Below are 24,272 nucleotides of genomic sequence, written 5' to 3'. Positions count from 1 at the left end.
ACATTTCATCTATCCGACCTCATAAAGTAAAATATTGGCATTCTCAAGGGTTTTACTCCCAATAAATTGCAAATTCTCTATCTGAAGATTCTCAAGCCTCACATCAGGAGAAAGACTTAGTTCTCGCAAATAAATTCCTCGATAATGTTTGGCATAATGGCTGACTTTCTTGCCATTTTTTAAAAATTCCACACGTGTATGCTTGAATTTAAGCCGATAAGCTTTAATATAAACCTCTGCTCTTAAATCCAAAATCGATTCGTTCTCTAAAAGTTCATCAATTTTTGGGGAAAGCTTTTTATAAAAATTGTTCAAGCCAAAATCTTGGTATTTAAAATTTTGATTGCATTTATAAAAAGGCAAAAGATCACTTGAACGCACCATTCCAAAAAGATTGCTGAAAATAAACACATTCTCTAAAATATAATTTTGTGCTTTTATGGGAAGTGTTTGAAAATCCAAAGCTTTATAAGCAACCCCGCTATATAATCTGATTGCTTGCATTTTGCTTGTTCTACCAAGATTTGAGCATAAAAGCATTTCATCTAAAACGCACTTTGAGTTTAAATTTTTTACTCCAAAAAGCTTCGAAATGACATTATCATCTTCGTTTAAAATCTCCATATATTTTGCAATATTTTTCCTGATAACGCTTCCTTTTGAGATCAAGGTGTCCAAGAAATCAAAATCGTTTTTATCTGAAACAATTTCAGAAATTCTTTTCCCCTCACTGGGACTAAATAATATCTTCAATTCAGTCTCCTTTTGGTATTATTATACATATTTTTACAGGAGAATAAATGAATAAGCTAGCTTCTGTTGTGCATATCATTAATGCTCTTTATCTTTGGCTTATAGGCTTAGGGATTGGTGCGATAATCGTTTCGGGAGTCATTGTGGCACCCATTATTTTTAACGCCTATTCCTTTTTGCCTGATCTGGGTATTACCCAATATGATTCAGGAATTTTAATGACGCAAATTTTTATCAAACTCAATGATAAATTATTGAATTATACTGCCATTATTATCATTATCTATGAGCTTTTAGTCTTTAAATCTTCTTTCAAATCTTCAATCTTTCTTTTGGGATTAAATGCTTTGAGTGTTGCACTGATATTTATTTTTACCCTTTATTATACGCCCAATATCCTTGAAGCTCAAAATATGGGTGCAGCCTACACAGCGACTCCAGAATTTGAAAATATGCACACTCAAAGCGAATATTTGTTTAAAATCCTTCTAGTAACTCTTAGTATTTCTTTTCTCTCACGAATCGTTCTTTTATCTTCCAAGCCCGCTCATAAAACGCCTAAAACAACTCCTAAGGTATCCCGAAAAAAGTCTGCCTAAGACAAACCTAAGGGGTTTAGTCTAAACTTCATTGGAAAAATAACCACTATTCTAAAAGATAAAATCAAGTCAAGATTTTCTTGATTGCAAAACTTATTCTGAAATGCTTTGAATTTTTGCAGGGATAAAATTGATAAAGATATGGGTAGAAAGATATTTTTAAAAATCAACTATAAAGAATCAATAGAAGCTATACGAAGCAAACAAAGCAATCTTAAAGCGATGAACCCATCATCACTTTAAGACAACAGAATTAAAAAGATTTTTTGGCACTCTCTGCAACTTTTGCAAACGCATTTGGATCATTCATCGCCATATCGGCAAGAATTTTTCTATCCAAATCAATGTTTGCTAATTTTAAACCGTGCATAAATTTTGAATAACTAATACCATTAATTCGGCACGCAGCATTAATTCTTACAATCCACAAACTCCTAAAATCTCTTTTTTTCTGTTTGCGATCTCTGAAAGCATAATACATACTTCTTTCAAGCTGTTCTTTTGCTTTTCTAAAATGCTTTCGCCTGCCGCTATAAAAACCTCTCGCAAGTTTTAAAATTTTTTTATGTCTTCTTCTTCTAACGACACCTGTTTTTACTCTCATATTTTCTCCTTAACCTAATTTATAGGTGTAGTCTTATGACTAAACTTTCCCTTTTTATTGAGGGGAGCCACTAATTTCTGTCTGCTTAAGCCTTACAAAGCATTGCTTTGACAGAGTCCATATTCGCGCTATGAACATAATGGGGCGCATTGATACCAGCTTTTCGTTTGGGGCTTTTTTTGGTCAAAATATGACTTTTAAAAGCACCGCCACGCTTGATAAGGTTTTTCTTGATTTTAAAACGCTTGAGCGCACCGCGATTTGTTTTCATCTTTGGCATTGCTATTCTCCTTTCATAAGATTATTTACTTTTCTTAGGCACAAAAAGCCACGAAACATATCTACCTTCTGTTTTTGGCTCTTTTTCAGGTGTGGCAATATCTTCAATCATTGCGCAAACCCGCTCCAAGACACTCAAACCAGCCTTAGGATCATTACTTTCACGTCCTTTTAAAACAACTTTAAATTTAACGTGTTTGCTTTCTTCGATAAATTCTCTAGCGTGTTTGACTTTATAATTAATATCATTTTGAGCTATTTGGGTAGAGAGTTTTATTTCTTTAACCTCTATTTGTTTTTGCTTTTTTTTGGCCTCTTTGAGTTTTTTCTCAGTTTGATAACGATATTTTCCATAATCCATTACTTTACACACCGGAGGTTTTGCATTGGGAGAAATAAGCACTAAATCCAACCCCTTAGAATTGGCAATTTTTTGAGCTTCAGATGAAGAAATAATACCAAATACTTCCCCCTCATCTCCTACACATCTAACCTCTGGAAAACTGATTTCTTCGTTTAACAATACTTCTTCTTTACTCAAAAGCTAACCTCTTTTATTTTAATTTCTACCATATTAAAAAACTCCTCTTTATTTAGTTCATATTGGGTTTTTGATCTTCTGTCGCGAATGGCCAAAGTTTTGCTTGCCATTTCTTTTTCGCCGATAATGGCTATCATCGGCACTCTTTGTTTTTCAGCGTTACGTATGCGTTTATTTAAAGTCTCATTTTTATCCATTACCTCTGCATACGCCCCTATGTTCAAAAGCTGTTCTTTGATTTCTAAAGCATAGGTAAGCTGCTCTTCTGAAATCGGTATGAGTATGACTTGTGTGGGTGCGATAAAGAAAGGGAATTCACCGCCAAAATGCTCGGTCAAAATTGCCACAAAACGTTCAAAAGAACCTAAAATTGCTCGATGAATCATCACTGGTTGTGCATAAGCATTATTTTCATCAGTATATTTAAGCTCAAACCTTTCAGGTAAGTTCATATCTATTTGAATTGTCCCGCACTGCCATTTTCTCCCAATGGCATCAGTAATTTTAATATCAATCTTAGGTCCGTAAAAAGCACCTCCGCCCTCATCTGTACGATATGCAATACCATTACTCTCTAAAGCTTCTTTAAGAGCATTTGTCGCAGTCTGCCAAACATCATCGCTACCGATTGACTTAACAGGTCGGGTAGAAAGCTCCATTTCATAACAAAATCCAAAGGCTTCCATAATCTTACGGGTAAAATCAATGATATTGCTAACTTCATCTTTTATTTGAGTAGGCCGGCAAAAAATATGTGCATCATCTTGGGTAAATTCACGAACCCTTAAAAGTCCGTGTAAAACACCACTTTTCTCGTGGCGATGGACAACCCCATATTCATAAAATCGAAGAGGCAAGTCCCTGTAGCTTCTTTGAGAGCTTTGATAAACTTTGATATGACCTACGCAATTCATTGGTTTGATACCATATTCGACATCATCAATTGTCGTGAAATACATATTTTCTTTGTAGTTATCATAATGCCCGCTGATTTTCCAAACGCTACTCTTTAAAATCTCTGGACCCCTTACAGGCTCATATTGACGCACAATCAAAGCTTTTGTCAAAAGCTCCTCAATTCTTCTGCGCAAACGCGCACCTTTAGGAAGCCAAATTGGAAGTCCCGCCCCAATCTCTTCATCAAATGCAAAAAGACCCATTTCTAATCCAAGCTTCCGATGATCGCGTTTTTTTGCCTCTTCTAATTGATTGATATAGGCATTCAAACTTTCCTTATCCGCAAATGCAATCCCATAAATTCGAGTCAGCATCTCCGCCTGTTCATCACCCCCCAAATAAGCCCCTGCAAGTTTAGTGAGTTTAAAGCTATGTAAAAGTTTTGTGTTAGGAAGATGAGGACCGCGACACAAATCCTCAAAATCTCCCTGTTTATACACTCCAAAGCTATCGCCTTGAATTTTTGCCATCACAGCTTGTTTGAGTTCATCACCTGCGAATTTTTTCATCGCTTCTTCGCGGGTCATCACTTCTTTAGTGATAGGAAAGCCTTTTTTGGCAATCTCTTTCATTTTCTTTTCGATAACTGCTAAATCTTCCTCGCCAATTTTTGCACAGGTTTTAAAATCATAATAAAACCCCTCTTCCACAACCGGACCTACAAAAAATTTGGCATCTGGATAAAGTTCTTTAATGGCTTGAGCCATTAAATGCGCACAAGAATGCCTAATAATCTCAAGCGCCTCACTTGAATTATCAAAATGAATTTCCTCACCCCAAATACAGCGACTCTGAGCCGTTTGAATATCAAGAATTTCATCGTTATGTCTGATGCCAATAACCTCTGACATATAAAAACTACCTTTAATTAACCGGATTTATGGCGTTATAAACTCTACAAAAAAGCGTAATTATAACATAAATTAAATATGCTTTTTATTAAAATCAACAACCACTCGACCCAAAACCACATTCCACCTCAGAATCTATTTTTTCAGCTTGAGGCTCCTCCATAGGTTTTAAACACCCATACATAAATAAAATAATGCTAAAAAATATTAAAAAACGATTCATCTCACCATTCCAATTTTATCCTAAATTATATCCAAACATTATTTTGAAAAACATTTCTAAAACACAAGATTGTATTTAGCAATCTTGTGTTTCAAAACATCAGGTTTCATTCCAAGTACTTCTGCACTCCTGTTCAAATCCCCCCCGCAATCCCTGCAAACTTCTTGAATGAGTTCGCTTTCAAGAACAGCTATCTTAGAAACATTTTCTTTAGGACTCCTGCTTTCCAAAAATAAATCTTCCTCTTTTATGCAATCTCCTTCACTCAAAATCGTTGCGCGTTCAACAACAGAAAGCAACTCTCTAATATTCCCATACCATTCATAATCTAACATTTTCTTTTTAGCACCTTCAGAAAAGGTTTTAGGTTCAAAGCCATATTCTTGCAATACACAATCCAACTTCCATTCTGCAAGTGGAAGAATCTCTTCTTTCCTTTCCTTTAGAGAAGGGATACAAATAGGAATAGTCTGAAGTCTGAAAAATAAATCCTCCCGAAACTCTCCGGCTGCAACTTTCTTTTTAATATCTGCATTGGTCGCAGAAATAAATCTCACATCAATTTTAATGACCTTATTGCCCCCCAAACGCATAATTTCTTTTTCTTGAACGGCTCGCAAAAGCTTACTTTGCAACCCTAAAGGCATTTCACCTATCTCATCTAAAAACACACTCCCACCATTGGCACTCTCAAAAAGCCCTGCTTTAGAGGCCGTTGCATCAGTAAAAGCACCTTTTTCATAGCCAAAAAGTTCAGATTCAAGCAAATGTTCGGGAATGGCAGCCATATTGATTGCGACAAAAGGAAAATGCGCACGAGGTGAATGGGTATGGATAAAATTTGCAAACACTTCCTTTCCTACCCCGCTCTGCCCCAAAAGCAATACGCTTGCATCAGTAGAAGCTACCTTTTGAGCAGTTTTTTGAACCACTTCCAATGCTTTAGAAGTGGCGACAAAAAAATGTTTTTGCTCCGTTGGACTTTTGGCTTTAATAGTCTTTGAAGACGGCGTACGATGAACTTTCTGAAACTCTATAAATTTTTTTGTCCGATAGATTGCTTCAAGTAAAAGTTCGGGCTTAAAAGGTTTTTGAAAAAAATCTTTTACGCCTAGCCGAATCGAATCAATTGCCTTATTTAAAGTTGCATTACCAGTAATCACAATCGCCTCATAACGTCCTTCAAGTAATCTTAAAAACTCCAAACCATCCATCTGCGGCATATTGATATCTGTAATCACTAAATCAAAACTTTCATCAAGGTTTTTCAGTGCATCTTTAGGACTCTTAAAACTTATAATTTCTAAATCTTTGTTATCACTAAAAAAAAGCTCTAGGCTTTTGCGCATATTGATATCATCTTCAACAATAGCAATCTTCATTTCCTCTCCTTCCAAACTTCTAAAATTAAAAAACTATTATCCAAATACGCCTGCACGGTTTTGGCCGGAAGCGTAAGAGTAGTTTTAGCACTTAAGGCGAAATTGTTTCCAAAAGTATCATCGCGAACTTGCACGCCACTTTTATATAAACACTCAAGCACGGCTTCTTTTTGATGCTCCAAAATGATCTTTAAGGCATAATCAGCTTGATCGTCTCCTAAAATATCGCCTTCAAAAACATCTATCCTGCATTGATAATCAAAAATATATTTTCCACTTCCCACACGCGTCTTAATGGGTTCTGAAATGCCATAACGCTCCCCTTGTGCCACTCCATCTTTGACGTATAATTTATAAGAAATTAAAAATTCTTTTTTTTTAGGTCCTTCATTTTTTTCTAAAAAAGCATCTGGCGAAGGCAGATCGCTTGGAAGAACTTGAGGCAAGATACTAAAAATAGGATCATAAAAAAATTTATCATTTCTTGCAGGTGGGAGAAATGGAGGGGTAAAAGGTTCGGTTCCATTTGGGATACTCAATTCTGATGGAATCTCAAGAAAAGGCGCAGGGGCAAGTGCTGGCGGATTCTTCTTCCAAGTCTCTAAATCATAAGCATATATGTTCGTCAATAATACCCCCAAACTCAAAAAAAACAGGATTTTCACTCTATATCTAAACCACCCTCATTTTCGTTTTGCTCTTGGTCTTCTTCAATGTCTTCTTTAGGGCAACGACTCACATAAGCAACCTTTTCACCCGCTACATCGATAATTTTTACACCGCTGGTATTTCTACCTGCCTCTTTGATGGCTTCTATGGCAACACGTATCATCTTGCCGCTGGTTGTAAGCACCATTAAATCCATATTTTCATCATCCACATTCACTACGCTTACAAGCTTGCCCGTCTTAGGAGTAAGTTTCATAACAATCACGCCCTTACCTCCCCTGCTCTGCAGACGATAAGCACCGGCTAAAGTTTGTTTTCCTATGCCTTTTTCACTCACGGTCAAAAGCTTGTCTGTCTCGCTTGTAATCGTAGTCGCTCCGATTACAAAATCTTCATTCGCCTTGAAACGAATGCCTGTAACTCCTCTGCTTACCCGTCCAATTTCACGAATATCATCAATTCCAAATCGAATACACATACCTTGATAAGTCGCAATAAAAAGCTCTTTAACATTTTTATCAATAATTTTTGCAGTTACAAGCTCATCGCCATCATCCAAATTAATCGCTCGAACACCAACACTTCTGATATTGCTATATTCACTCAAATTAGTCCGCTTTACGATACCATTTTTCGTAAAGAATACTAAAGATTTATCCTGATTAAAATCCGTCGTGGTAATCGTAGCCATAATCTTTTCTTCAGGTTGCAAATTGATAAGATTTACAACCGCCTTGCCAATAGCAGTTCTTCCAGCTTCAGGAATTCGATAGACTTTAAGCCAATAAAGCTGTCCTTTATCGGTGATAAACATAATCGTATCGTGCGTATTAGCCACAAAGAAAGATTCTATAAAATCATCTTCGTGAGTATTGCCCGATATTTTTCCCTTACCTCCACGATTTTGCTTTTCATAAGTCTTAAGCTGGACACGTTTGACATAGCCACGATGGCTCATTGTCACTACAACCGGCTCATTGGGAATCAAATCCTCAATATCAATTGCATCATAATCCTCTTCGATTTGTGTTTTGCGGGGAGAACTAAATTTTTCTTGAATCTCAAGTAACTCTTCTTTAATGATCCGCTTTAATTCATCTTCGCTTTTTAAAATGGCATTGAGACTCTCAATCAAAGCAAGTAATTCAGCGTATTCTTGTTCAATTTTATCACGCTCCAATCCAGTAAGTCTTTGAAGTCTCATTTCTAAAATAGCCTTGCTTTGAAGCTCGCTGAGTCCGAATTTTTCCATCAAACCACTTTTGGCCTCTTCAGTATCTTTGCTCGCACGGATAAGCTTGATCACCTCTTCAATATGATCAAGTGCAATTCTAAGTCCTTCTAAAATATGTGCTCTAGCTTTGGCTTTTTCAAGTTCAAAAATCGTTCTGCGAATGACAACGGTCTTTCGATGAGAAATGAATAAATTAAGCAGCTCTAAAAGATTGAATATTTTTGGCTCTTTATTATTGATAGCCAAAAGAATGATGCCAAAAGTCGTTTCCATCGTAGTGGATTTATACAAATGATTTAAAACAATCTCGCTCATTGCCTCTTTTTTGAGTTCAATAACTACGCGAATTCCCTCACGATCAGATTCATCTCTGACTTCAGAAATACCTTCAATAATTTTATCTTTGGCAAGTTCGCTGATTTGCTCGACTAATTTAGCTTTATTTGTCTGATAAGGCACTTCATCAATCACGATAATATCTTTGGTTTTTGTCTTTTCAATATGGACTTTTGCACGAACCCTAATTCTTCCTCTTCCTGTGCGATAAGCGTCTATAATTCCTTGCTTTCCATAAATTGTCCCTCCTGTAGGAAAATCAGGTCCTGCAACAATATTCATCAGTTCTTCCAAAGAAGCATCGGGGGTATCGATCACATAAATCAAAGCACTTACAATTTCATCTATCCTGTGAGGGGGAATGGAAGTTGCCATACCTACAGCAATACCGCTTGAACCATTTACTAAAAGATTAGGAATCCGACTAGGAAGCACATCAGGCTCTTTGAGTGTATCATCATAATTTGGAACAAAATCAACCGTATCTTTATCGATGTCTTTTAAAATCTCTTCGCTTGCTTGTGTCATTCTTGCTTCAGTATATCGCATTGCTGCAGCATTATCTCCATCAATGGAACCAAAGTTTCCTTGCCCATCAACAAGTTCAAGCCGCATCGAAAAATCTTGCGCCATTCTCACAAGTGCATCATAAACAGCGGTATCCCCGTGAGGGTGATATTTACCAATCACATCACCAACAATCCTCGCACTCTTTTTATAAGCAACTCTAGAGGTCAATCCAAGCTCACTCATCGCATAAAGAATTCTTCGATGAACAGGCTTAAGCCCATCTTTAGCATCTGGAAGCGCTCTCCCGATAATGACACTCATTGAGTAATCAAGATAGCTTTCCTTAATGGAATCATCAATTTTTATATCCACAACGCTTGTATTATCCAATAAATTATCCATTATTGCTCCAAATTATTCTAATTAACCCTATATTTTAACTTATTTTTGCTTAAAAAGGGGACTTGGGTTTAATCTGTTAAAAATAGCGCATCCATAAAAAACTACCCCAAACCATAAACCAAAAAAACAAAGCAATCAATTGAGCAGCGCTTCCCATATCTTTGGCTTTTTTCGCCAGAGGATGCGTCTTTAGGCTCACAAAATCAATAGCATTCTCAATAGCACTATTTAATAATTCGATTAAAATTGAAATCACGCAAGGTAAAATAAGCACTACATATTCCAGCCACGTATCAACAATAAAAAATGCAAGAATTGCGCACAAAACAGCTAAAATAAAAACTTGCCTAAAAGCTGCTTCATCAATCCAAGCTGCCTGAATGCCATCTTTGGAATAAAAAAATGCATTTAAAATTCTGACAAAGCCTTTTTTGCCTTTTTTATCATTTCTATTTTTTTTCATTCAAAACGGTATTGGCAATTAAATTATAATTATTAAGAATTTTTGCAAAAATTCTTTGGCGAGTGCCGGTTCGATCAAGATTTAAAATAGTCGTTGGTTGAATTTTAAAATAAGGTGCGGGCGTTTGCTTAGGAACCAAAGCTAGTCTAACTTTAGAAGCTTTACCCATCGCCATAGTCTGTATGCCTTCTATAAACTCTCTTAAAGCTTCTTGATAGGGATTTTCAAGCAAACCGCTTATTGCAAGACCAAAACCGATGAAATTTTTAAGATCGCCAAGAGCTTTCTCATAAAGTTGATCATTAAATGGAGCTTTAGGCTGTGGCTTACGAGATTGGTAATCTGCCTCAAAAATAGGGTATAAAATATCTTTAAGCCCCGTTGAAGCCAAAGAAAAAGAAATTTCATCAACAGCAAATTCAAAATCGCTAATTTCTTCGCTTATTTTCTCTGGAAATCCAAACTTAGAATAATAAGAAATCATTGCATTTAAAATGGTTTTATCTGCAAAATTAGGGCTTTTAATCCTGCCATAGAGGCTATAATGATACTGTGTATTCCCAGCTATAATCCTGCATTGATTATGCGAAGTAATTTCACCGGCGTATTTATCTGTCATCTTGTCTTTTTCACTACACTCAAAAGAAACAGGTTTAAAAGCTTCATAAATACTGATTGTCTCTTTATTTTGACTCTCTTGAATCATCTTATCAAAACCTTCAAAAGACAAACTTGGAGATTTTAAAGAAACTTGAACAGAACCGGTTCCGATATCATCAATATTTAAAGTAAGATTAGAAATTCCCATAAGTTCTTGATGGGTGGAGGTATTGATAAGAGCAACGTGTTTGCTTACACATTTATAGCTACTCATACCGCTACATACAAAAGAATCATATTTAACCGACAAAGGCTTATCATCAGAAGCATAATCTCTAACCATTCTCTCAAGATAATCATTGAGAGCAGTCTGAAGTTCAATTCTGACTTTTGAACCCAATTTATAACTAATCCCTAAAAGTGCGACAATTACTAAAGCTCCCAATAATAACAAAATAACCACAAGCTTTTTGCTAAACATAAAAAATATCCTTAAATTTTCAGAATTTTGAAAATTATAGCAAAATAAGAAATAATCCTCCCTTTAAAAGAGAGGATGTAAATCAATGTGTTGTGATATTTTTGTCCAAAACTTTGTAGTTGTAAGGATTGATCTCTTCATCTAGTTTGATTAGATCTTTTGGAGGATCAATATTGACATCTTTTTCATCATAATATCTATCGCCTTTTTTATGCCCATTTACATCTGCTTTCCATTTAAGCTCACCTGGATTGAGTTTTTGCATATCTTTGAAGCCCAAACTCGATGCCTTAAACGGAATATGATTTTGAGCTGCCACTTCAGCAAGTAAAGTTTGAGCGCTTCTTGCCATATCTACAGCTTGAAGTGTGACTCTAGCAGCTTCTTTTGGATTATGGAAGCCTCCAGAATTTTCAGCATTTACAAAATCAGCTCGCATTTGAGATTTTCTATGCAATTCCAAAATCTTTCCAAGCGCTTTTGAAATCTTGGCATCATCAGGCTTACCATCTGTTTGATAAGTGCTTATTTTGCCCAATTGATCTCTCATATATTTGATATCTGCAATCAAGCTCACGATAGCATATTCTGCACTCCTAAGATCAAAGGCAACAGAATTTTGAATGGTATAAACCTGATTCCTTAAATAATCCTCTGATTGGGTGTGGCAACTTTTACAAGAGCTATTGATATCATCAAGCGGTGAGATAAGATTATGCTGGGTGATTTTTTTAGAGCCTTTGCGAATATAAGGCATATGACAATCTGCACAACTGACACCATTAGCAGCATGCACGCCCCCACTATACATCTCAGATTCAGGATGTTGTATTTTAAGCATTGGAGCCTTAGTATCTCTATGAACCCAATCAGAAGGAAAAATATTGCTGATTTTATCATAGTAATCATCTAACATTTCAATCCTGAAAGGCTTACCTTTTTTCCACTCTCCCCAAGGGAATGTAAGCTCAATCCCATCAGCAGAAATCTCAATAGGTTTATTACCATTTCTCCAAATATCAGTCTCTTCATAAGTTTTTTGAGTACCATTCCACCATTTTGCATTAGGATCTTTTGAAATGCTTTCACCCATAACAGTTACTTTCTCTCCTGTAGGGCGAAAATAATATTCCACGTGGCATTGAGAGCAAACCAAAGTTCTCATTTCCTGTCTGCTGGCTTTGATACCTGCAACTGGATCAGGCTGATAACCCCTGACAATCATTGCTTTAATAGCTGCAGGACGCGTAATTCTTAAACTCATATCATCAGGATTATGGCAATCTGCACAAGTCAATCCCATTTTTGTTCCCCCGTGAAGTCCTCTATGGGCTTCGCTATCAGGAGCTTGACCATCCATTACAGGAACATTTTTAATCATTGTCCAATATTGTGTCGTATTAAAAACAACCCAATCATTTTTAGCAACATTCTTATAGAGCCAAGGAACCCAACCGCTATGGCAATTCATACAAGCAGTGGGCTGACCATTAAATGCTTTCAAACCCCAAGAATTCAAGAAATCCTTGTGATTTCTAGCTGTACTCATCTGATCATTTTGTGCATAAAAATGCCCCCTCTCCTCATTAAAATCCGCACTAAAGGCATAGCCTGCCCAAAGCACGGTTAATTGAGGATATCTTATTAGCTTACTATAAGAAAGATTCCCCCCAAAATCTGTAGGTTTTGGTTTTGATTTTTCAATACTCAAATACATATCCAAATAATCCGGAAAATATTTGCCCCAAGTTTCAAATCTGGGATCATTATCACTCAACTGCATCATCGGACTTGTTTTAATGCCTGAAGTCTCATATTTTTTGTGCGTAATGTCAGAATTCAACCAAAAAATACCTCCCCCTATCAAAATACCCACAACAATCACAGCCCACAATATCTTATTTCTCATTATCTCCTCCTAGAACTTTAAAATCCACGCGAATGACCCACACCCTGATGACAAGAAACACACTTCAAAGATTTATCTTGGTGTTCGGGTCGCAAGGTTGGATTCACAACATTTTGCACGTATGGCAAATGGCAATTAATGCAGTTTTCTTGCACAATCTCTTGAGTTTTTTTAGATGCACTAAAATGCATCGGCAGATTTTTATCAAAAGTGAAAGCATAGGCGTGACCTATACCGCTTTGAGCTTTTGCTATCCATTTGCGAATAAACTCGTGAGGCAAATGGCAATCACTACAAGTTGCAACTTCTCTATGAGAACTCTTATTCCAATCATCATACACCTCATTCATCACATGACAGTTATTGCAGGCAGCAGAATTGCTACTCAAATAAGAAAAACCTTTAGCGTTATAAAAAGTATAAAACGCTCCCCCTAATCCTACTACAACCACAAACACTGCCACGATAACCAAAAGAGATGAAGTTTTTGGCTTACTTATTTTCAAAAACTCTCCTTATTAGTGATTTGCACTGCTTATTTTAATGCTAAAATAAGAATTGTATTTTGATCTAAATCAATTTGCCTATTTTACAAGGATCAATAAATGGTTAATGAAAAAGCAATTTTTTATTCCAGCGAACAAAGTCGCTTATTTGCGCAAACAGATATTCAATTCTTCATCACCTCAAAACACGGAGGTTTTAGCACAGCTCCCTATGAAACCTTAAACTTAGCCTATCATACAAGAGATCAAGACTCATCCGTTCTTCTCAATAGAGAAATGGTATGTAAAACCTTTTTTCCAAACAAAATGCTTCTTTGGATGGATCAAATCCATAGTGACAAAATTTTAGAGGTCTCCAAACAGCCTCATAAATCAGGATTTGTAGGAAAAGGAGATGCTATGGTTTGCACAGAAAAAAGCTTTGCTTGTATGGCAATGGTGGCAGACTGCAACCCTGTACTTGTCTATGAACCTAAAATTCACACTTTTGGAGTCATTCACGCCGGCAGAGAGGGGGTTAAAAAAAGAATCGTAAGCAAAACAATTGCGCATATTTTGCAAAATCCCAAAGCGAAAGTTGAGAATATGCTTATTTTTATCGGTCCTTCGATCCGAAAATGTTGTTATGAAATTGGAAATGAACTCGCGATTTCTTTTCCCAAAAAATATCTGATTCAAAAAGATGTAACATATAATCTTGATCTTATCAAAATGCTTCAAGACGAACTTTTAAGCTGTCAAATCAAACCTTCCCAAACAGAAATTCTACCCACCTGTACTTGTTGTGAAAAAAATTTATTTTCCTACCGACGCGAGGGAATTACAGGAAGATTTGGGCTTATTGCTGCTCTTAGATAATCCAAACATTTAAATGTAAAAAGTATAATAAGGAAACACAGACCAACCCATAATAACCAACCAAAGGAGAAATAAAATGAACAATAGGGAAAGTTCCTTAAACAATAATCCAAATCTAAGCAAAAAAAATATACAAATCGTGGAAAAAATTCTTAGCAAAAATGATCAGAAAGCCAAAGAATTAAGGGAAAATTACAAGAATGAAGGGCTTTATGTTATTAACTTAATGAGTTCTCCAGGAAGCGGAAAAACGACTCTTTTAGAAAATCTTTCTCAATTTGAAGATTTTAAATTCTGCGTTGTTGAGGGGGATTTGCAAACCAATCGAGATGCTGAAAGACTCATAAAAAAGGGAGTATATGCCGAACAAATCGCCACAGGTGAAGCTTGCCATCTTGAAGCAGCTATGGTTGAGAAAGCATATGAAAAACTCAAAACTCAAGGAGCGTTTTCAAACGCAGATTATTTGGTGATAGAAAATGTAGGAAATTTAGTTTGTCCAGCAAGCTATGACTTAGGTGCCGCCCTTAATATTGTCCTTCTTTCAGTTCCTGAAGGAGATGATAAAGTTCTTAAATATCCTACGATGTTTTTATGCGCAGATGCTGTAGTCATCAGCAAATCTGATATGATAGATTATTTTGGTTTCAGAGTCTCTCAAGTAGAAGAAGATATGGCCAAACTCAAACCTGAAATACCTATTTTTCTTACTAGCTCTAAAGATAAAAAAAGTCTAGAAACTTTCAAAGATTTTATTATAAACAACAAAAAACAAGGGTATTATTCCCGACATTCTTTTTAAAGGAAACACAATGTGCTTGGCAATCCCCTCTAAAATCATCGCCATTGATGAAAGTAAAAACTCTGTCACGCTTGAAACAATGGGTGTGCAACGTCAAGCAAGTTTGGATTTAATGGACGAAAAAGTTGAGATAGGCGAATATGTTCTTTTACATATTGGTTATGTAATGAGCAAAATTAATGAACAAGATGCCCTAGAATCCATCAAGCTCTATGAACAAATGATAGAATCTATGGATGAAGAATATGTTGATGAGGAATATAAACAATGAAAAAAATAATGGGGATTTTTATCTTATTGATGGCAATGGCTTGGGCAGGAGATTTAAATGGGATTTATATAACCCATATTGGAGACAGCGGGAGACAATCCATCGTCGAATTTTTCAAGCACAATGGAAAATATTATGCATATGGATTTGCCAATGTAGATGGTTCAAAACCTAAAAAAGACATTCACAATCCAAATCCTGCACTTAAAGAAAGATTTGATAAGGGGACAGTATTTGTTTATGATTTGGTTCGAGATGGAAATACCTATAAAAATGGTAAAATCTACAATTTTGACAACGGAAAAACATATTATCTCAAAATTACGCTTGAAAAAGATGATCTAAAACTTAGGGCGAGTATCGATAAAAGTGGTCTGATGGGAGAGACTTTGATTTGGAAAAAACTTTCTGAACAAGAAGCTCAAAAATACCTTTCCCAAAAACCTTCCTTCCAAGAAGTGCTTAAAACCATCCCTAAAGAATAAAAAATGAACGATGCCATATTGATTGATTCATTTCGAGATAAAAACACAATTTTAGCCTTATCCAAACAAATTTTTCAAAGCGCTTCAAAACTTTCTAAAAAACTCTACATTATGGAAGTTTGTGGCGGGCATACCCATACATTAATGAAATATGGGCTTACAGGCTTGCTCCCAGAAAATGTTGCATTTGTTCATGGTCCGGGGTGTCCGGTATGTGTTATGCCAAAAAACCGAATTGATCAAGCTTATGAGATCGCTTCAATCGAAGATACTATTTTATTGACACTTGGAGATATGCTTAAAGTGCCAGGCTCAAAAGGAAGTCTTCAAAATGCAAGATCAGAAGGAAAAGACGTTCGGTTTATCTATTCACCAACCCAAGCCCTTGAAATCGCACGTAAAAACCAAGATAAAAAAGTGGTTTATTTTGCAATTGGGTTTGAAACAACCGCGCCAATGACTGCAGCTTTATTAAAACAAACCAAAAATTCTGGAATTAAAAATCTCTTTTTTCATATCAATCACGTTTTAGTTCCTCCTCCACTAGAAGCAATTTTGGACTCAAGAGATTGTAAAATCAACGCACTCATAGCTCCCTCTCACGTAAGCGTTATTACAGGAGCCAAAATCTACCGCCCTATCTTGGAAAAATATCAAATTCCTATCGTTGTGAGCGGTTTTGAACCTGTGGATATGATGGAAAGCATTTTGCGTCTCATCAATCAAGCCCTTCAAAATTCTCCAAAACTAGAAATCCAATATTCTCGTATCGTTGATATGGAGGGAAATCTAAAAGCTCAAGCAATGGTAGAAGAAACAATGGTTCGAAGGGAAAATTTTGAATGGAGAGGTTTGGGTAACATTCCATATTCTGCTCTAAAACTCAAAAAAGAATACGAACAATTTGATGCTGAAATTATTTTCGATTCTTTCTTAACAAAAACCCCGATAAAAGATAACAAGGCCTGTCGTTGCGGGGATATTCTCAAAGGAGTCGCCAAACCTTATGATTGCAAGGTTTTTGGAAAATCTTGCACGCCTATAAATCCGATGGGAAGCTGTATGGTAAGCTCAGAGGGTGCGTGTGCGGCTTATTATAAATATGGCACAATATAAATTGATTACTTTACTAAAAAGGTAGGGGTGTCATCGCTTCAAAAGGACTGCAAAGCTCAAGAATATTTTTTATAAATTGCCCATTTTGGCTTTTCCAAAAATCATAATCACACACGATAATAAGTCGCTTTTTTATCCTGCTAATTGCTACGTTTAGAGCATATAAGGCCTTGATATTAGAAGAATTGGTAAGATGATAATGCAAACAGACGGGAGAGAAAATCACCGTATCAAATTCTTGTCCCTGAGAGCTGTGAATTGTCCAAACTTTCTCACGCGGGATTCCTACTTCAATCATTTGCCTTCTTTGTTTGACAAAAGGGGTTAAGACTGCATAATCACTCCCCCAAAATGTCTGCACCAACTCCAAAGCATTCTTAGCCTCATTGATGCTGGTATGAGTTTTATCTTTAGGTTCTCGTTTGCTATCGACATAAAAAAGTTCGGTCTGAAGTTTGGTTCCCCTAAGACCATTTTTATAGATATGCCCGTCCAAAATCCTTGCTAAATTATCTCCATATCGATGGGTCTTGGTCAATTTCATAACGCATATATTTTTAAACTCTACTTCTTGATATTGGCTTTTGGAAAAAATAGGATTTTCTCTCTCAAAATTTTTACTCATTAAAAACTCTTCGAGATTGAGTGCAGAAAGATTCCATAAATTTGCATAAAAATTTTCCTCTTGAGCAATTTGCATTTCAGGCATTTGACAAATTGGGCTTAATTGCTTGTGATCACCCAAGAAAGTCAAAGGCGTATTATCCACGCACAGCGCACAAGCCTTGATAAGGGGTGTAAAGGCACATTCATCTAAAAATATATGATCAAATTTTACTTCCAATGCTTTGTATCTGCGGATAAATCCATCCACAGTCATCCCCACAACAAGAGCTTCTTTAAGCCTATCTTTAAAATTAAAAGCATAGCTAAAAAGACTTTGAGGGGCAGATTTTTTGAGAATATTGGGATCGCAAACCTCTATATAAGTGTTCAAAAATCCGCTTGTAGGCATTCCTAAACGCAAAATTTTTTCACGATTAAGCTCCAATGCATCAAATTTTTTAATCAATGTTTTTAAAACTTGCTCTAAAGAGTTATTCGTAGGAGCCAAAACACAAACTTTTTTGCCAGCTTGGATCAGGCTAAAAAGAGATTCGAACAATACAATTTGGGTTTTTCCGCTTCCAGGAGGTCCCCAAACATATGTCAAGGGGTGAGAAAAAATATTTTTTATGGCTAATGCTTGCTCAAGAGTAGGTTCTTTTGAAATAATAGGCTCAATACCAATACAACTATCTGGAAAGTTTAAATCAGATATCGTCTCAAAATAATTTTCCACATTTTTAACCAAAAACTTCAAATCACTAAAAAGAAAAACTCTTTCTTTCTTGGTTTTTGTGAGTTTTTGATGGATATTTTTATCAATAGAAAGGCATAAATTATTACTTCGCTCATCAAAATATTTTTGCTCCAACCCCTCTTCACCAACCAAAAATTCTTCATCTTCAATTCTTAAAATCAAACTCTCAGGATTAAAAACTTTCCCCTTAAGCGAAAAAGAAATCTCTTCATCATTGAGGCTAAAAGAAAGGATTTTTATCTCTTCCAATCCTAAAGCGTTTTCTTCCAAAAAATGATAATAGACTTGACTCGAACGCACCAAGATTTCTTTCATAAACAATGCACCTTTTCTGTGTAACTCAAGTTTTTCCATCTGAAAAATGATTTATTTTGATATCTTCTAATTATATAAAAGTTTTTATACCATTTCTCTTAGCTTAATTTGGTATGGTATCTTATTTGGCGATTGATTTTTAGGAATCTCTAGAATTCTTTTCATATTATTATTTTTAACAATGGCGATTTTTGCAAGAATAGTCGCAGTTTTAGCATTTGCAGCATTTGGTTTTATTGTATAGTTTATAAAATTAGCAAGCTCTAAAAATTCATTCCTCCCATTCTCCTATCTTTAGTTTTTTCCTGAATTTTAGGATTTTGAGTCTGCAATTTAGGAAAAAGTATTTTTTAAATGCATCTTGCTCTTTTGTGATTTTAAAACAAATTGCTCTTAAAAGATTTCAAGCTTAAAACTTTGAATTAAAATGCAATATAGCTTATAGAACCATAACCCCCTATGGAACGTATCATTCCCTATCACTAGAGACAATCTTAAAGTATTTGCAAAGATAGAACCAGCCAATAACTAAAATTGAATGCATTTTAGTTGATTTTCATTGCTCCAAGCTTCCGTGGGACTTTTGAATTAAAGCCCTTCCATTAATTTTCTCTGATTTTTTCTATTAAGATCAGGTAGTTTATCGGCAAATGATTCTGTAGTATAAAGCATTTTACAAGCATCCTTTGTTGTTTCCAAAATCGATTAAAACACCAGCTCCGTTGTCATAAGTGATAAAATTATTTCCAGATTCAATTTTATTGTATTTTGTATCAAGGAATTTTTTTAATTCAGACACATTGCAAGTGTCCATATTAACTAAAAAAAATTTTTGAAGAATATTGTTATCAAAAGTTAAAACAATATCGTTAAATACTGCTACATCCTGTATTGTTATGGAACATCCACTTCTATAATTAATAAACATCTTTATTGTATCAGGAGCGTTAGGGGCAGAAAATTTTTCTGGCTTGAGACATTTTCCAAACCTTGATTTTTCAAATGCAGCGATTGTTGTTTCTCCGATTGTAAAACCATCAATCGTAATTGTTTTATCACCCCCGTTGCTACAAGCCACAAATAATAAAGCTAGAATAAATAAAAGTGTCTTTTTCATATTTTTCCTTCATTCATTAAATCAATCAATAAACCCTATCAACCTCTATCATATGTAGCAACTTAAGCTCCTATACCTCATATTCATTAAGATCCACAACAATCTACTTGACCCTATTTTTAAAATATTCCAATAAAATTAAAAACTACATCACCTCTCCATTAATAGTAAATAATTTAAATCGCTTATTAGTATATCTTGATGGGGGGGGGGGTATGTCAATAAAAAATTGATTTTTTTTGAAATTTATTTCAAATCTTTCTTAGTAAAATCAACTTAACAATTTAAAAATAGATAAACAGCATACTGCAAAAGACCAAAATCAATCAAAAATAATTCTCGAGGTTCGAATAATACGAATTTAAAAGATGATAAAAGATAGGAATTGAATATGAAAGAATATGAAAAGAAAGAAATTCTGGTGTCCTCGGCGGGATTCTTTTCCATAGGATTAAAATCCCAAAAAATAGGCTTTAAGATTTATTTTTTTCCTAATTTTTTCCTAGATAAGCCTTAAAATCCCTATATTACGTGGTTTTAGAGGTATCATTAGGAATAATGATTTTTTCCTAAATCTTGTAAAGCCGTTAAATAGGTGATTTATTTTTTAGATGGCGCAAATCGAATCCTTGTATAGAAGCCACTAAATGTTTAAAATTCCCTAAATAAGGGGATTTTATTTTTTTGAATTTGACGATAAATTAAAATATGGATTCTAACCCACGCCTATAACCCCCATAAATACAGACTTTTGATTTTTTTATTTTCCTAATTTGAATCAATTTGCAGTCAATAAAGGACCTCATCCGTTGAGTCGTTTCACTTATAGGCGGAGGTTTTAATAAAGTAATTCACTTATCTACAAAATTAATCTCAAGCTTCTTGCCACAGGCTTCGGCATATTTGATTAAAGTTGAAATGCGATAATCAAGTTCTTTTCGTTCAAAATTAGATACGACGCTTTGACTTACCTTCATCTTTTGGGCAATTTCTTCTTGTGTAAGCCTTGCTTTGATTCTAGCTTCGATAAGTTGTTGTTGTAAATTATAATAAGGCGTCAATCTATCCCATTCAGCTTTAAATACTGGGTCTTTCATTGATTCTTGCTTTAACTTTTCAAAATTCATTTTGACTCCTTTATTCGTTTTAAAATCTTTTTTGCTTTTTCTAACTCTATTCTTTGGGGTCTTTTGGTCTTTTTTGATAAAAACTTGAAAAATGATAATAACCTTATCCTTTTCATAAGTAAAGAATGCTCTAGCAATTCCCTCCTCGCTTTTAACCCTGATTTCAAAAAGTCCATCTCCAAACGATTTAACATGTGGCTCTTTAACTAAATTGCCTCCAATTTCTAATAAGCCGATAATCTTTAAAAATCTAGCCCTAATTTTAGGAGGAAGCTTTTCAATTTCTTTATCAACTTTTTCATTTAAAGTTTCAATAACCCACAAACCTAATCCTTAGACTTAAAGATCTAGAATTATATCTTTAAACATATAAATTATAGCTTAAAATATATAATTCTATTCTATATCCAAACCTTAATTACCGCTGAATCTACCTCTTATAATTCCCTCTATTTTCCCCCTCTTTTTCTCTTAATTTTTAGCAGTCATTTTCCGACAAACTCTCAAGAAAGAAATGCTGAATTACCGCTGAGTATAATAGTTGTAATATCCCTTAATTACCGATTAATCACAACAATTGCACTTCATCTCTCTAATCCCACATAGAACAATCCTAAGAGTTTGTTTTTATTAGTCATTTAATCATCAAACTGCATTGTTTTAAGATATAAGATTTTGCATCAATCTTCTCTTATTTGTAACCCTAAACTGCAGAAAAATAGCCATTAAAAATATCAAGATTTCAAAAGAGAAACTGCATAAAAAAATAATAAAGAAATTGCAATGAAAATTCAATCTTGAAATATTGAATTAGAAAGAAAATAAGAAAAAAGAAAATCAAAACAAATAAAGAGCTAAGACTAAAAGATTCTAATCAAAGAGTTAAGAGAGATAAAGAACAAACCAAATATGTTTTAGGTTATCTTAAGGAATAGTTTTATAAGATTACAGAGTCCTCTTTCTTTTAGATTTAAGCCTTTATTGTTTAAAGCATTCAATTTGTACCTTTTTAAAATTTTATTTTTGTTCAGCTTATTCTAGTGTTTTCCTTTTAAACCTAAAGAAGAGGGGGATCCCCCCTCTATTCGGGTCCTTCCTAGACCACCCCCATCTATTGCGGTTGCCCCTCCCCGAAAAAAGCAGACTTATGATTCAAAAAAGTTCAGTTCATATTCATATGGAAATCAAATTTTAAAAAAGCTTCTGAATCAATTTTAAACACAACCACTAATATTTTAAAAGTTATAATGTTTCAAACCTCTTTAAACGTTATTTAAACGGCGTTTGAATGTTTTAGCAATAAGGCAAACAATACCCTGATTACAGACTTTCACACTTGACAAATTCAAAAAAACTCATCTAAAAAATTCCTGATTTTTATATGAAATGGGTGTTTTTTAGAGTTCATATGGCATTCAAATAACTTAAAAGAATGATACCTTATGAAACATAGCCAATAATTTTTAATAATTTTCTTGATTTATTACTATCCATTAACTTTAACTACTCTTATTCATAAGTCCAAATGTTATAATTTTTCAAATAACAGACAGGATAAATAATGAACCCCACCCTCTTAAGCACTCAAATTAAAACAGCACTCCAAGCCAAAGGCTTTGCCTCCACAAAAGAGAATGAAGCTTTTATTGAAGTGCTTTGTAAAGAAATCATCAATCACATTGTTACTCAAAGCACGATTGTGGTTACCACCACAGGATCTGCCACTGCTCAGACTGGCACAGGCAAAATCAGTTAAAGGAAGACTTATGTTTGGAGAAGTCTCTATCTACATTGCACCCATTACCCAAGTGCAAGGCAATCAGGTTAAAGTGGATATCGTTGGAACTAAAACCGATTTTATGACTTATTTAAGCACAAATAATCCTTTTAAATCTCAATTCATTCCTCCCCAAGTTGGTGAAAACGCTTTAATTTTTCATTTTAAAGAGTCGGATTTATTCTTGTGTATGGGTTCCATTCCAAAACCCAATCCTGAGTTATCTGCAAATAAAGAAGTTATCACCTACAAAGATGGCACCACCCTTAGCTATGACTCTGGCTCCCATACATTAGAAATCCAATCAAAGGCTAATATCACAATTAACTGCAAGCAAGCCCAAATTCAAAGCGATGATGTGAAGATTGAATGCAAGAGTGCAGATATTAAAGCAGACTCTATCAATCTGGGAGATACAGGTGGAGGTGGGGTGATTACAACCCAAAGCATCTGTCCTTTCACAGGGTCTCCCCATACTCAAGGCTCAAATAAAGTAAAGGCAATATTATGAATCAAACAATCAACACACAAAACAATAATAACTATAAACTCTCGATTAATGAGAATCTAAATCGAATCTTTAAAACTAAAAAATACTCCATTCCATTAAATCCTAACTTTGGGCTTTCTTATGATTGGATAGATAAACCACTCACACCTGAAACAAGATTAGCCATCACAGAAGAGGTTCAAGAACAAATCAGACTCTATGAGCCAAGACTTAATATTCAAAATATTGCAGTTGGATTTGAAGATTCTAAACTCATAATTTCTATCAATTCAGACTATCAGGTTGTCCTATGATAGTTTCAACCAAAGAACTCGGAGAACTCATCGGCATTACTACAAGGCATATTTATTCATTAGAGAAGATTGAAGTCTTTAAAAAAGAAGATAAAGATGCTTGGGATGTTGCTTTAAACTTTCAAAGCTATATTAAATACAAGACTGATAATGTTGATGAGGGTTCAGATTTAGGTAAGGTGCGTTTAGAAAAAGAGAAGATTGAGAAAAAATTAAAAGAGATCCAATATCAAGAGAAGATTAGCGAACTCATTTCCATTGAAAAAGTTGCTAAAGAATTAGAAGATATTGCGATTACAATATCCAATAAGCTCTATGGAATTCCCCACCATCTAAAGAGACGACTCCACCTAGACAATCAGCTGATAAATGCTCTTGAAACCGAAATAGAAAACACACTCAAAGAACTCAAAGACCCTGAAATCTATCATCAAAAGGCATTAGAAGTGCAAGAGAATAGAGAAAAAGAAAGAGAAGAAAGCAGGGAGAGGGATACAGATAACCAACCAAATAACCAAACAGACAAGGAGAATGAAAATGAGTAGCTTTACCACGCCACTAAAAGGCGAAATTCTAGACAACGGCAATCTTTTAATCAAAGAAGAGTTTGATTATTATAGAGAAGAGAATAACGATGAGGTGATTAAAGTCCCAAGAGGATTTGAATCAGACTTTGCAAGTGTTCCCTTTCTTTTTAGAATTCTAGTGAGTCCCATTGGAAGACATTCTAAGCCTGCAGTCCTGCACGATTATCTGTGCGAACTCTATCATAAAGGACTAGTGAATCGGGATTATTGTGATAAGGTTTTTAATGAGGCAATGAAAGTTAAAAAGGTCAGTCCTTATCATCGAATTGTGTTATATGGAGGTGTAAGGACATATGCGTATTGGTTAAAACTCAAGCAGTGGGTTTTAAAATGGAAGTAAATTTTAGGTAG

26 protein-coding genes are annotated in these 24,272 nt (G+C 34.9%); 11 read left to right on the top strand and 15 right to left on the bottom strand.

All coding sequences use genetic code 11. The features are described from left to right. Positions 1-9 precede the first annotated feature (9 nt). Positions 10-753: a peroxide stress protein YaaA gene (gene yaaA, locus BKH41_RS04010; protein ID WP_095297208.1), complete on the bottom strand. Its 744-nt coding sequence runs from the start codon at positions 751-753 to the stop codon at positions 10-12. A 47-nt stretch (positions 754-800) separates the two neighbouring features. Between yaaA and BKH41_RS04005 the strand changes: the two genes are divergently transcribed. Then, on the top strand, positions 801-1,352 hold the full coding sequence (locus BKH41_RS04005; protein WP_095297205.1) for a DUF4149 domain-containing protein: 552 nt from the start codon (positions 801-803) through the stop codon (positions 1,350-1,352). Between the two features lie 253 nt (positions 1,353-1,605). Here the strand turns inward: BKH41_RS04005 and rplT are convergent, their stop codons facing one another. From rplT to nrfH, 11 genes are all read right to left on the bottom strand, one after another. Next, a complete protein-coding gene (gene rplT, locus BKH41_RS04000; protein ID WP_095297203.1) occupies positions 1,606-1,956 on the bottom strand; it encodes a 50S ribosomal protein L20 in 351 nt (116 codons plus the stop codon). A gap of 85 nt (positions 1,957-2,041) precedes the next feature. After that, positions 2,042-2,236: a 50S ribosomal protein L35 gene (gene rpmI, locus BKH41_RS03995; RefSeq protein WP_095297201.1), complete on the bottom strand. Its 195-nt coding sequence runs from the start codon at positions 2,234-2,236 to the stop codon at positions 2,042-2,044. Between the two features lie 21 nt (positions 2,237-2,257). Next, on the bottom strand, positions 2,258-2,776 hold the full coding sequence (infC, locus tag BKH41_RS03990; protein ID WP_095297198.1) for a translation initiation factor IF-3: 519 nt from the start codon (positions 2,774-2,776) through the stop codon (positions 2,258-2,260). Further along, a complete protein-coding gene (thrS, locus tag BKH41_RS03985; protein ID WP_095297196.1) occupies positions 2,773-4,584 on the bottom strand; it encodes a threonine--tRNA ligase in 1,812 nt (603 codons plus the stop codon). Before thrS ends, infC begins: the two co-directional genes overlap by 4 nt. Before the next feature lie 279 nt (positions 4,585-4,863). Beyond that, positions 4,864-6,189, bottom strand: coding sequence for a sigma-54 dependent transcriptional regulator (locus tag BKH41_RS03975; RefSeq protein ID WP_095297192.1), 1,326 nt, complete (start codon positions 6,187-6,189; stop codon positions 4,864-4,866). Further along, positions 6,186-6,818 (bottom strand): hypothetical protein, encoded by a 633-nt coding sequence (locus BKH41_RS03970; protein ID WP_143428698.1) that lies wholly within the window; start codon positions 6,816-6,818, stop codon positions 6,186-6,188. Before BKH41_RS03970 ends, BKH41_RS03975 begins: the two co-directional genes overlap by 4 nt. Positions 6,819-6,850: 32 nt before the next feature. After that, a complete protein-coding gene (gene gyrA / locus BKH41_RS03965; protein WP_095297189.1) occupies positions 6,851-9,340 on the bottom strand; it encodes a DNA topoisomerase (ATP-hydrolyzing) subunit A in 2,490 nt (829 codons plus the stop codon). 76 nt (positions 9,341-9,416) lie between these two features. Beyond that, entirely contained in the window at positions 9,417-9,803 is a 387-nt protein-coding gene (locus BKH41_RS03960; RefSeq protein ID WP_095297187.1) for a diacylglycerol kinase, read from the bottom strand. Continuing rightward, positions 9,790-10,884 (bottom strand): hypothetical protein, encoded by a 1,095-nt coding sequence (locus BKH41_RS03955; RefSeq protein ID WP_095297185.1) that lies wholly within the window; start codon positions 10,882-10,884, stop codon positions 9,790-9,792. The genes BKH41_RS03960 and BKH41_RS03955 overlap by 14 nt, the downstream gene beginning before the upstream one ends. A gap of 82 nt (positions 10,885-10,966) precedes the next feature. Further along, a complete protein-coding gene (locus BKH41_RS03950; protein ID WP_095297183.1) occupies positions 10,967-12,793 on the bottom strand; it encodes an ammonia-forming cytochrome c nitrite reductase subunit c552 in 1,827 nt (608 codons plus the stop codon). Between the two features lie 17 nt (positions 12,794-12,810). Continuing rightward, on the bottom strand, positions 12,811-13,266 hold the full coding sequence (gene nrfH / locus BKH41_RS03945; RefSeq protein ID WP_257875397.1) for a cytochrome c nitrite reductase small subunit: 456 nt from the start codon (positions 13,264-13,266) through the stop codon (positions 12,811-12,813). 132 nt (positions 13,267-13,398) lie between these two features. Here nrfH and pgeF point away from each other — a divergent pair, with 132 nt between their 5' ends. The 5 genes from pgeF to hypD all read left to right on the top strand — a co-directional run bounded on the left by pgeF (position 13,399) and on the right by hypD (position 16,831). Then, a complete protein-coding gene (pgeF, locus tag BKH41_RS03940; protein WP_095297179.1) occupies positions 13,399-14,157 on the top strand; it encodes a peptidoglycan editing factor PgeF in 759 nt (252 codons plus the stop codon). 76 nt (positions 14,158-14,233) lie between these two features. Then, on the top strand, positions 14,234-14,959 hold the full coding sequence (gene hypB, locus BKH41_RS03935) for a hydrogenase nickel incorporation protein HypB (protein ID WP_095297178.1): 726 nt from the start codon (positions 14,234-14,236) through the stop codon (positions 14,957-14,959). A 10-nt stretch (positions 14,960-14,969) separates the two neighbouring features. Continuing rightward, positions 14,970-15,230, top strand: a complete 261-nt coding sequence (locus BKH41_RS03930; protein WP_095297176.1) for a HypC/HybG/HupF family hydrogenase formation chaperone — start codon at positions 14,970-14,972, stop codon at positions 15,228-15,230. Further along, positions 15,227-15,715, top strand: coding sequence for a DUF2147 domain-containing protein (locus BKH41_RS03925; RefSeq protein ID WP_257875396.1), 489 nt, complete (start codon positions 15,227-15,229; stop codon positions 15,713-15,715). Before BKH41_RS03930 ends, BKH41_RS03925 begins: the two co-directional genes overlap by 4 nt. Positions 15,716-15,718: 3 nt before the next feature. Further along, entirely contained in the window at positions 15,719-16,831 is a 1,113-nt protein-coding gene (gene hypD, locus BKH41_RS03920) for a hydrogenase formation protein HypD (protein ID WP_095297174.1), read from the top strand. 13 nt (positions 16,832-16,844) lie between these two features. Here hypD and BKH41_RS03915 read toward each other — a convergent pair whose 3' ends face one another. The 3 genes from BKH41_RS03915 to BKH41_RS03905 form a co-directional block, all read right to left on the bottom strand. Further along, positions 16,845-18,509 carry an AAA domain-containing protein gene (locus tag BKH41_RS03915; RefSeq protein ID WP_257875395.1) on the bottom strand — a complete coding sequence of 555 codons (1,665 nt, stop codon included), beginning with the start codon at positions 18,507-18,509 and terminating at the stop codon, positions 16,845-16,847. A gap of 673 nt (positions 18,510-19,182) precedes the next feature. After that, positions 19,183-19,626: a hypothetical protein gene (locus BKH41_RS03910; protein WP_095297170.1), complete on the bottom strand. Its 444-nt coding sequence runs from the start codon at positions 19,624-19,626 to the stop codon at positions 19,183-19,185. An 851-nt stretch (positions 19,627-20,477) separates the two neighbouring features. Continuing rightward, complete coding sequence (locus BKH41_RS03905; RefSeq protein ID WP_095297168.1) at positions 20,478-21,077, bottom strand: type II toxin-antitoxin system RelE/ParE family toxin; 600 nt, start codon at positions 21,075-21,077, stop codon at positions 20,478-20,480. 1,237 nt (positions 21,078-22,314) lie between these two features. On the opposite strand from BKH41_RS03905, the gene BKH41_RS09775 reads away from it, so the two are divergent. Genes BKH41_RS09775 through BKH41_RS03885 form a run of 5 tightly spaced genes read left to right on the top strand, consistent with a single transcriptional unit; the run spans position 22,315 to position 24,261 of the window. Further along, positions 22,315-22,509 (top strand): hypothetical protein, encoded by a 195-nt coding sequence (locus BKH41_RS09775; protein WP_180762728.1) that lies wholly within the window; start codon positions 22,315-22,317, stop codon positions 22,507-22,509. 10 nt (positions 22,510-22,519) lie between these two features. After that, positions 22,520-23,041, top strand: coding sequence for a phage baseplate assembly protein V (locus BKH41_RS03900; RefSeq protein WP_180762727.1), 522 nt, complete (start codon positions 22,520-22,522; stop codon positions 23,039-23,041). After that, complete coding sequence (locus BKH41_RS03895; RefSeq protein ID WP_095297164.1) at positions 23,038-23,334, top strand: GPW/gp25 family protein; 297 nt, start codon at positions 23,038-23,040, stop codon at positions 23,332-23,334. The genes BKH41_RS03900 and BKH41_RS03895 overlap by 4 nt, the downstream gene beginning before the upstream one ends. Next, complete coding sequence (locus BKH41_RS03890) at positions 23,331-23,879, top strand: hypothetical protein (RefSeq protein WP_095297162.1); 549 nt, start codon at positions 23,331-23,333, stop codon at positions 23,877-23,879. Before BKH41_RS03895 ends, BKH41_RS03890 begins: the two co-directional genes overlap by 4 nt. After that, positions 23,872-24,261: a DUF1353 domain-containing protein gene (locus BKH41_RS03885; RefSeq protein WP_180762726.1), complete on the top strand. Its 390-nt coding sequence runs from the start codon at positions 23,872-23,874 to the stop codon at positions 24,259-24,261. The genes BKH41_RS03890 and BKH41_RS03885 overlap by 8 nt, the downstream gene beginning before the upstream one ends. Positions 24,262-24,272 lie beyond the last annotated feature (11 nt).

This window comes from Helicobacter sp. 12S02232-10 (assembly GCF_002272895.1).
In the GTDB taxonomy this organism is placed as follows: domain Bacteria; phylum Campylobacterota; class Campylobacteria; order Campylobacterales; family Helicobacteraceae; genus Helicobacter_J.
The sequence above is the reverse complement of the archived record's forward strand: the minus strand, read 5'-3'. Positions and strand labels throughout refer to the sequence as shown.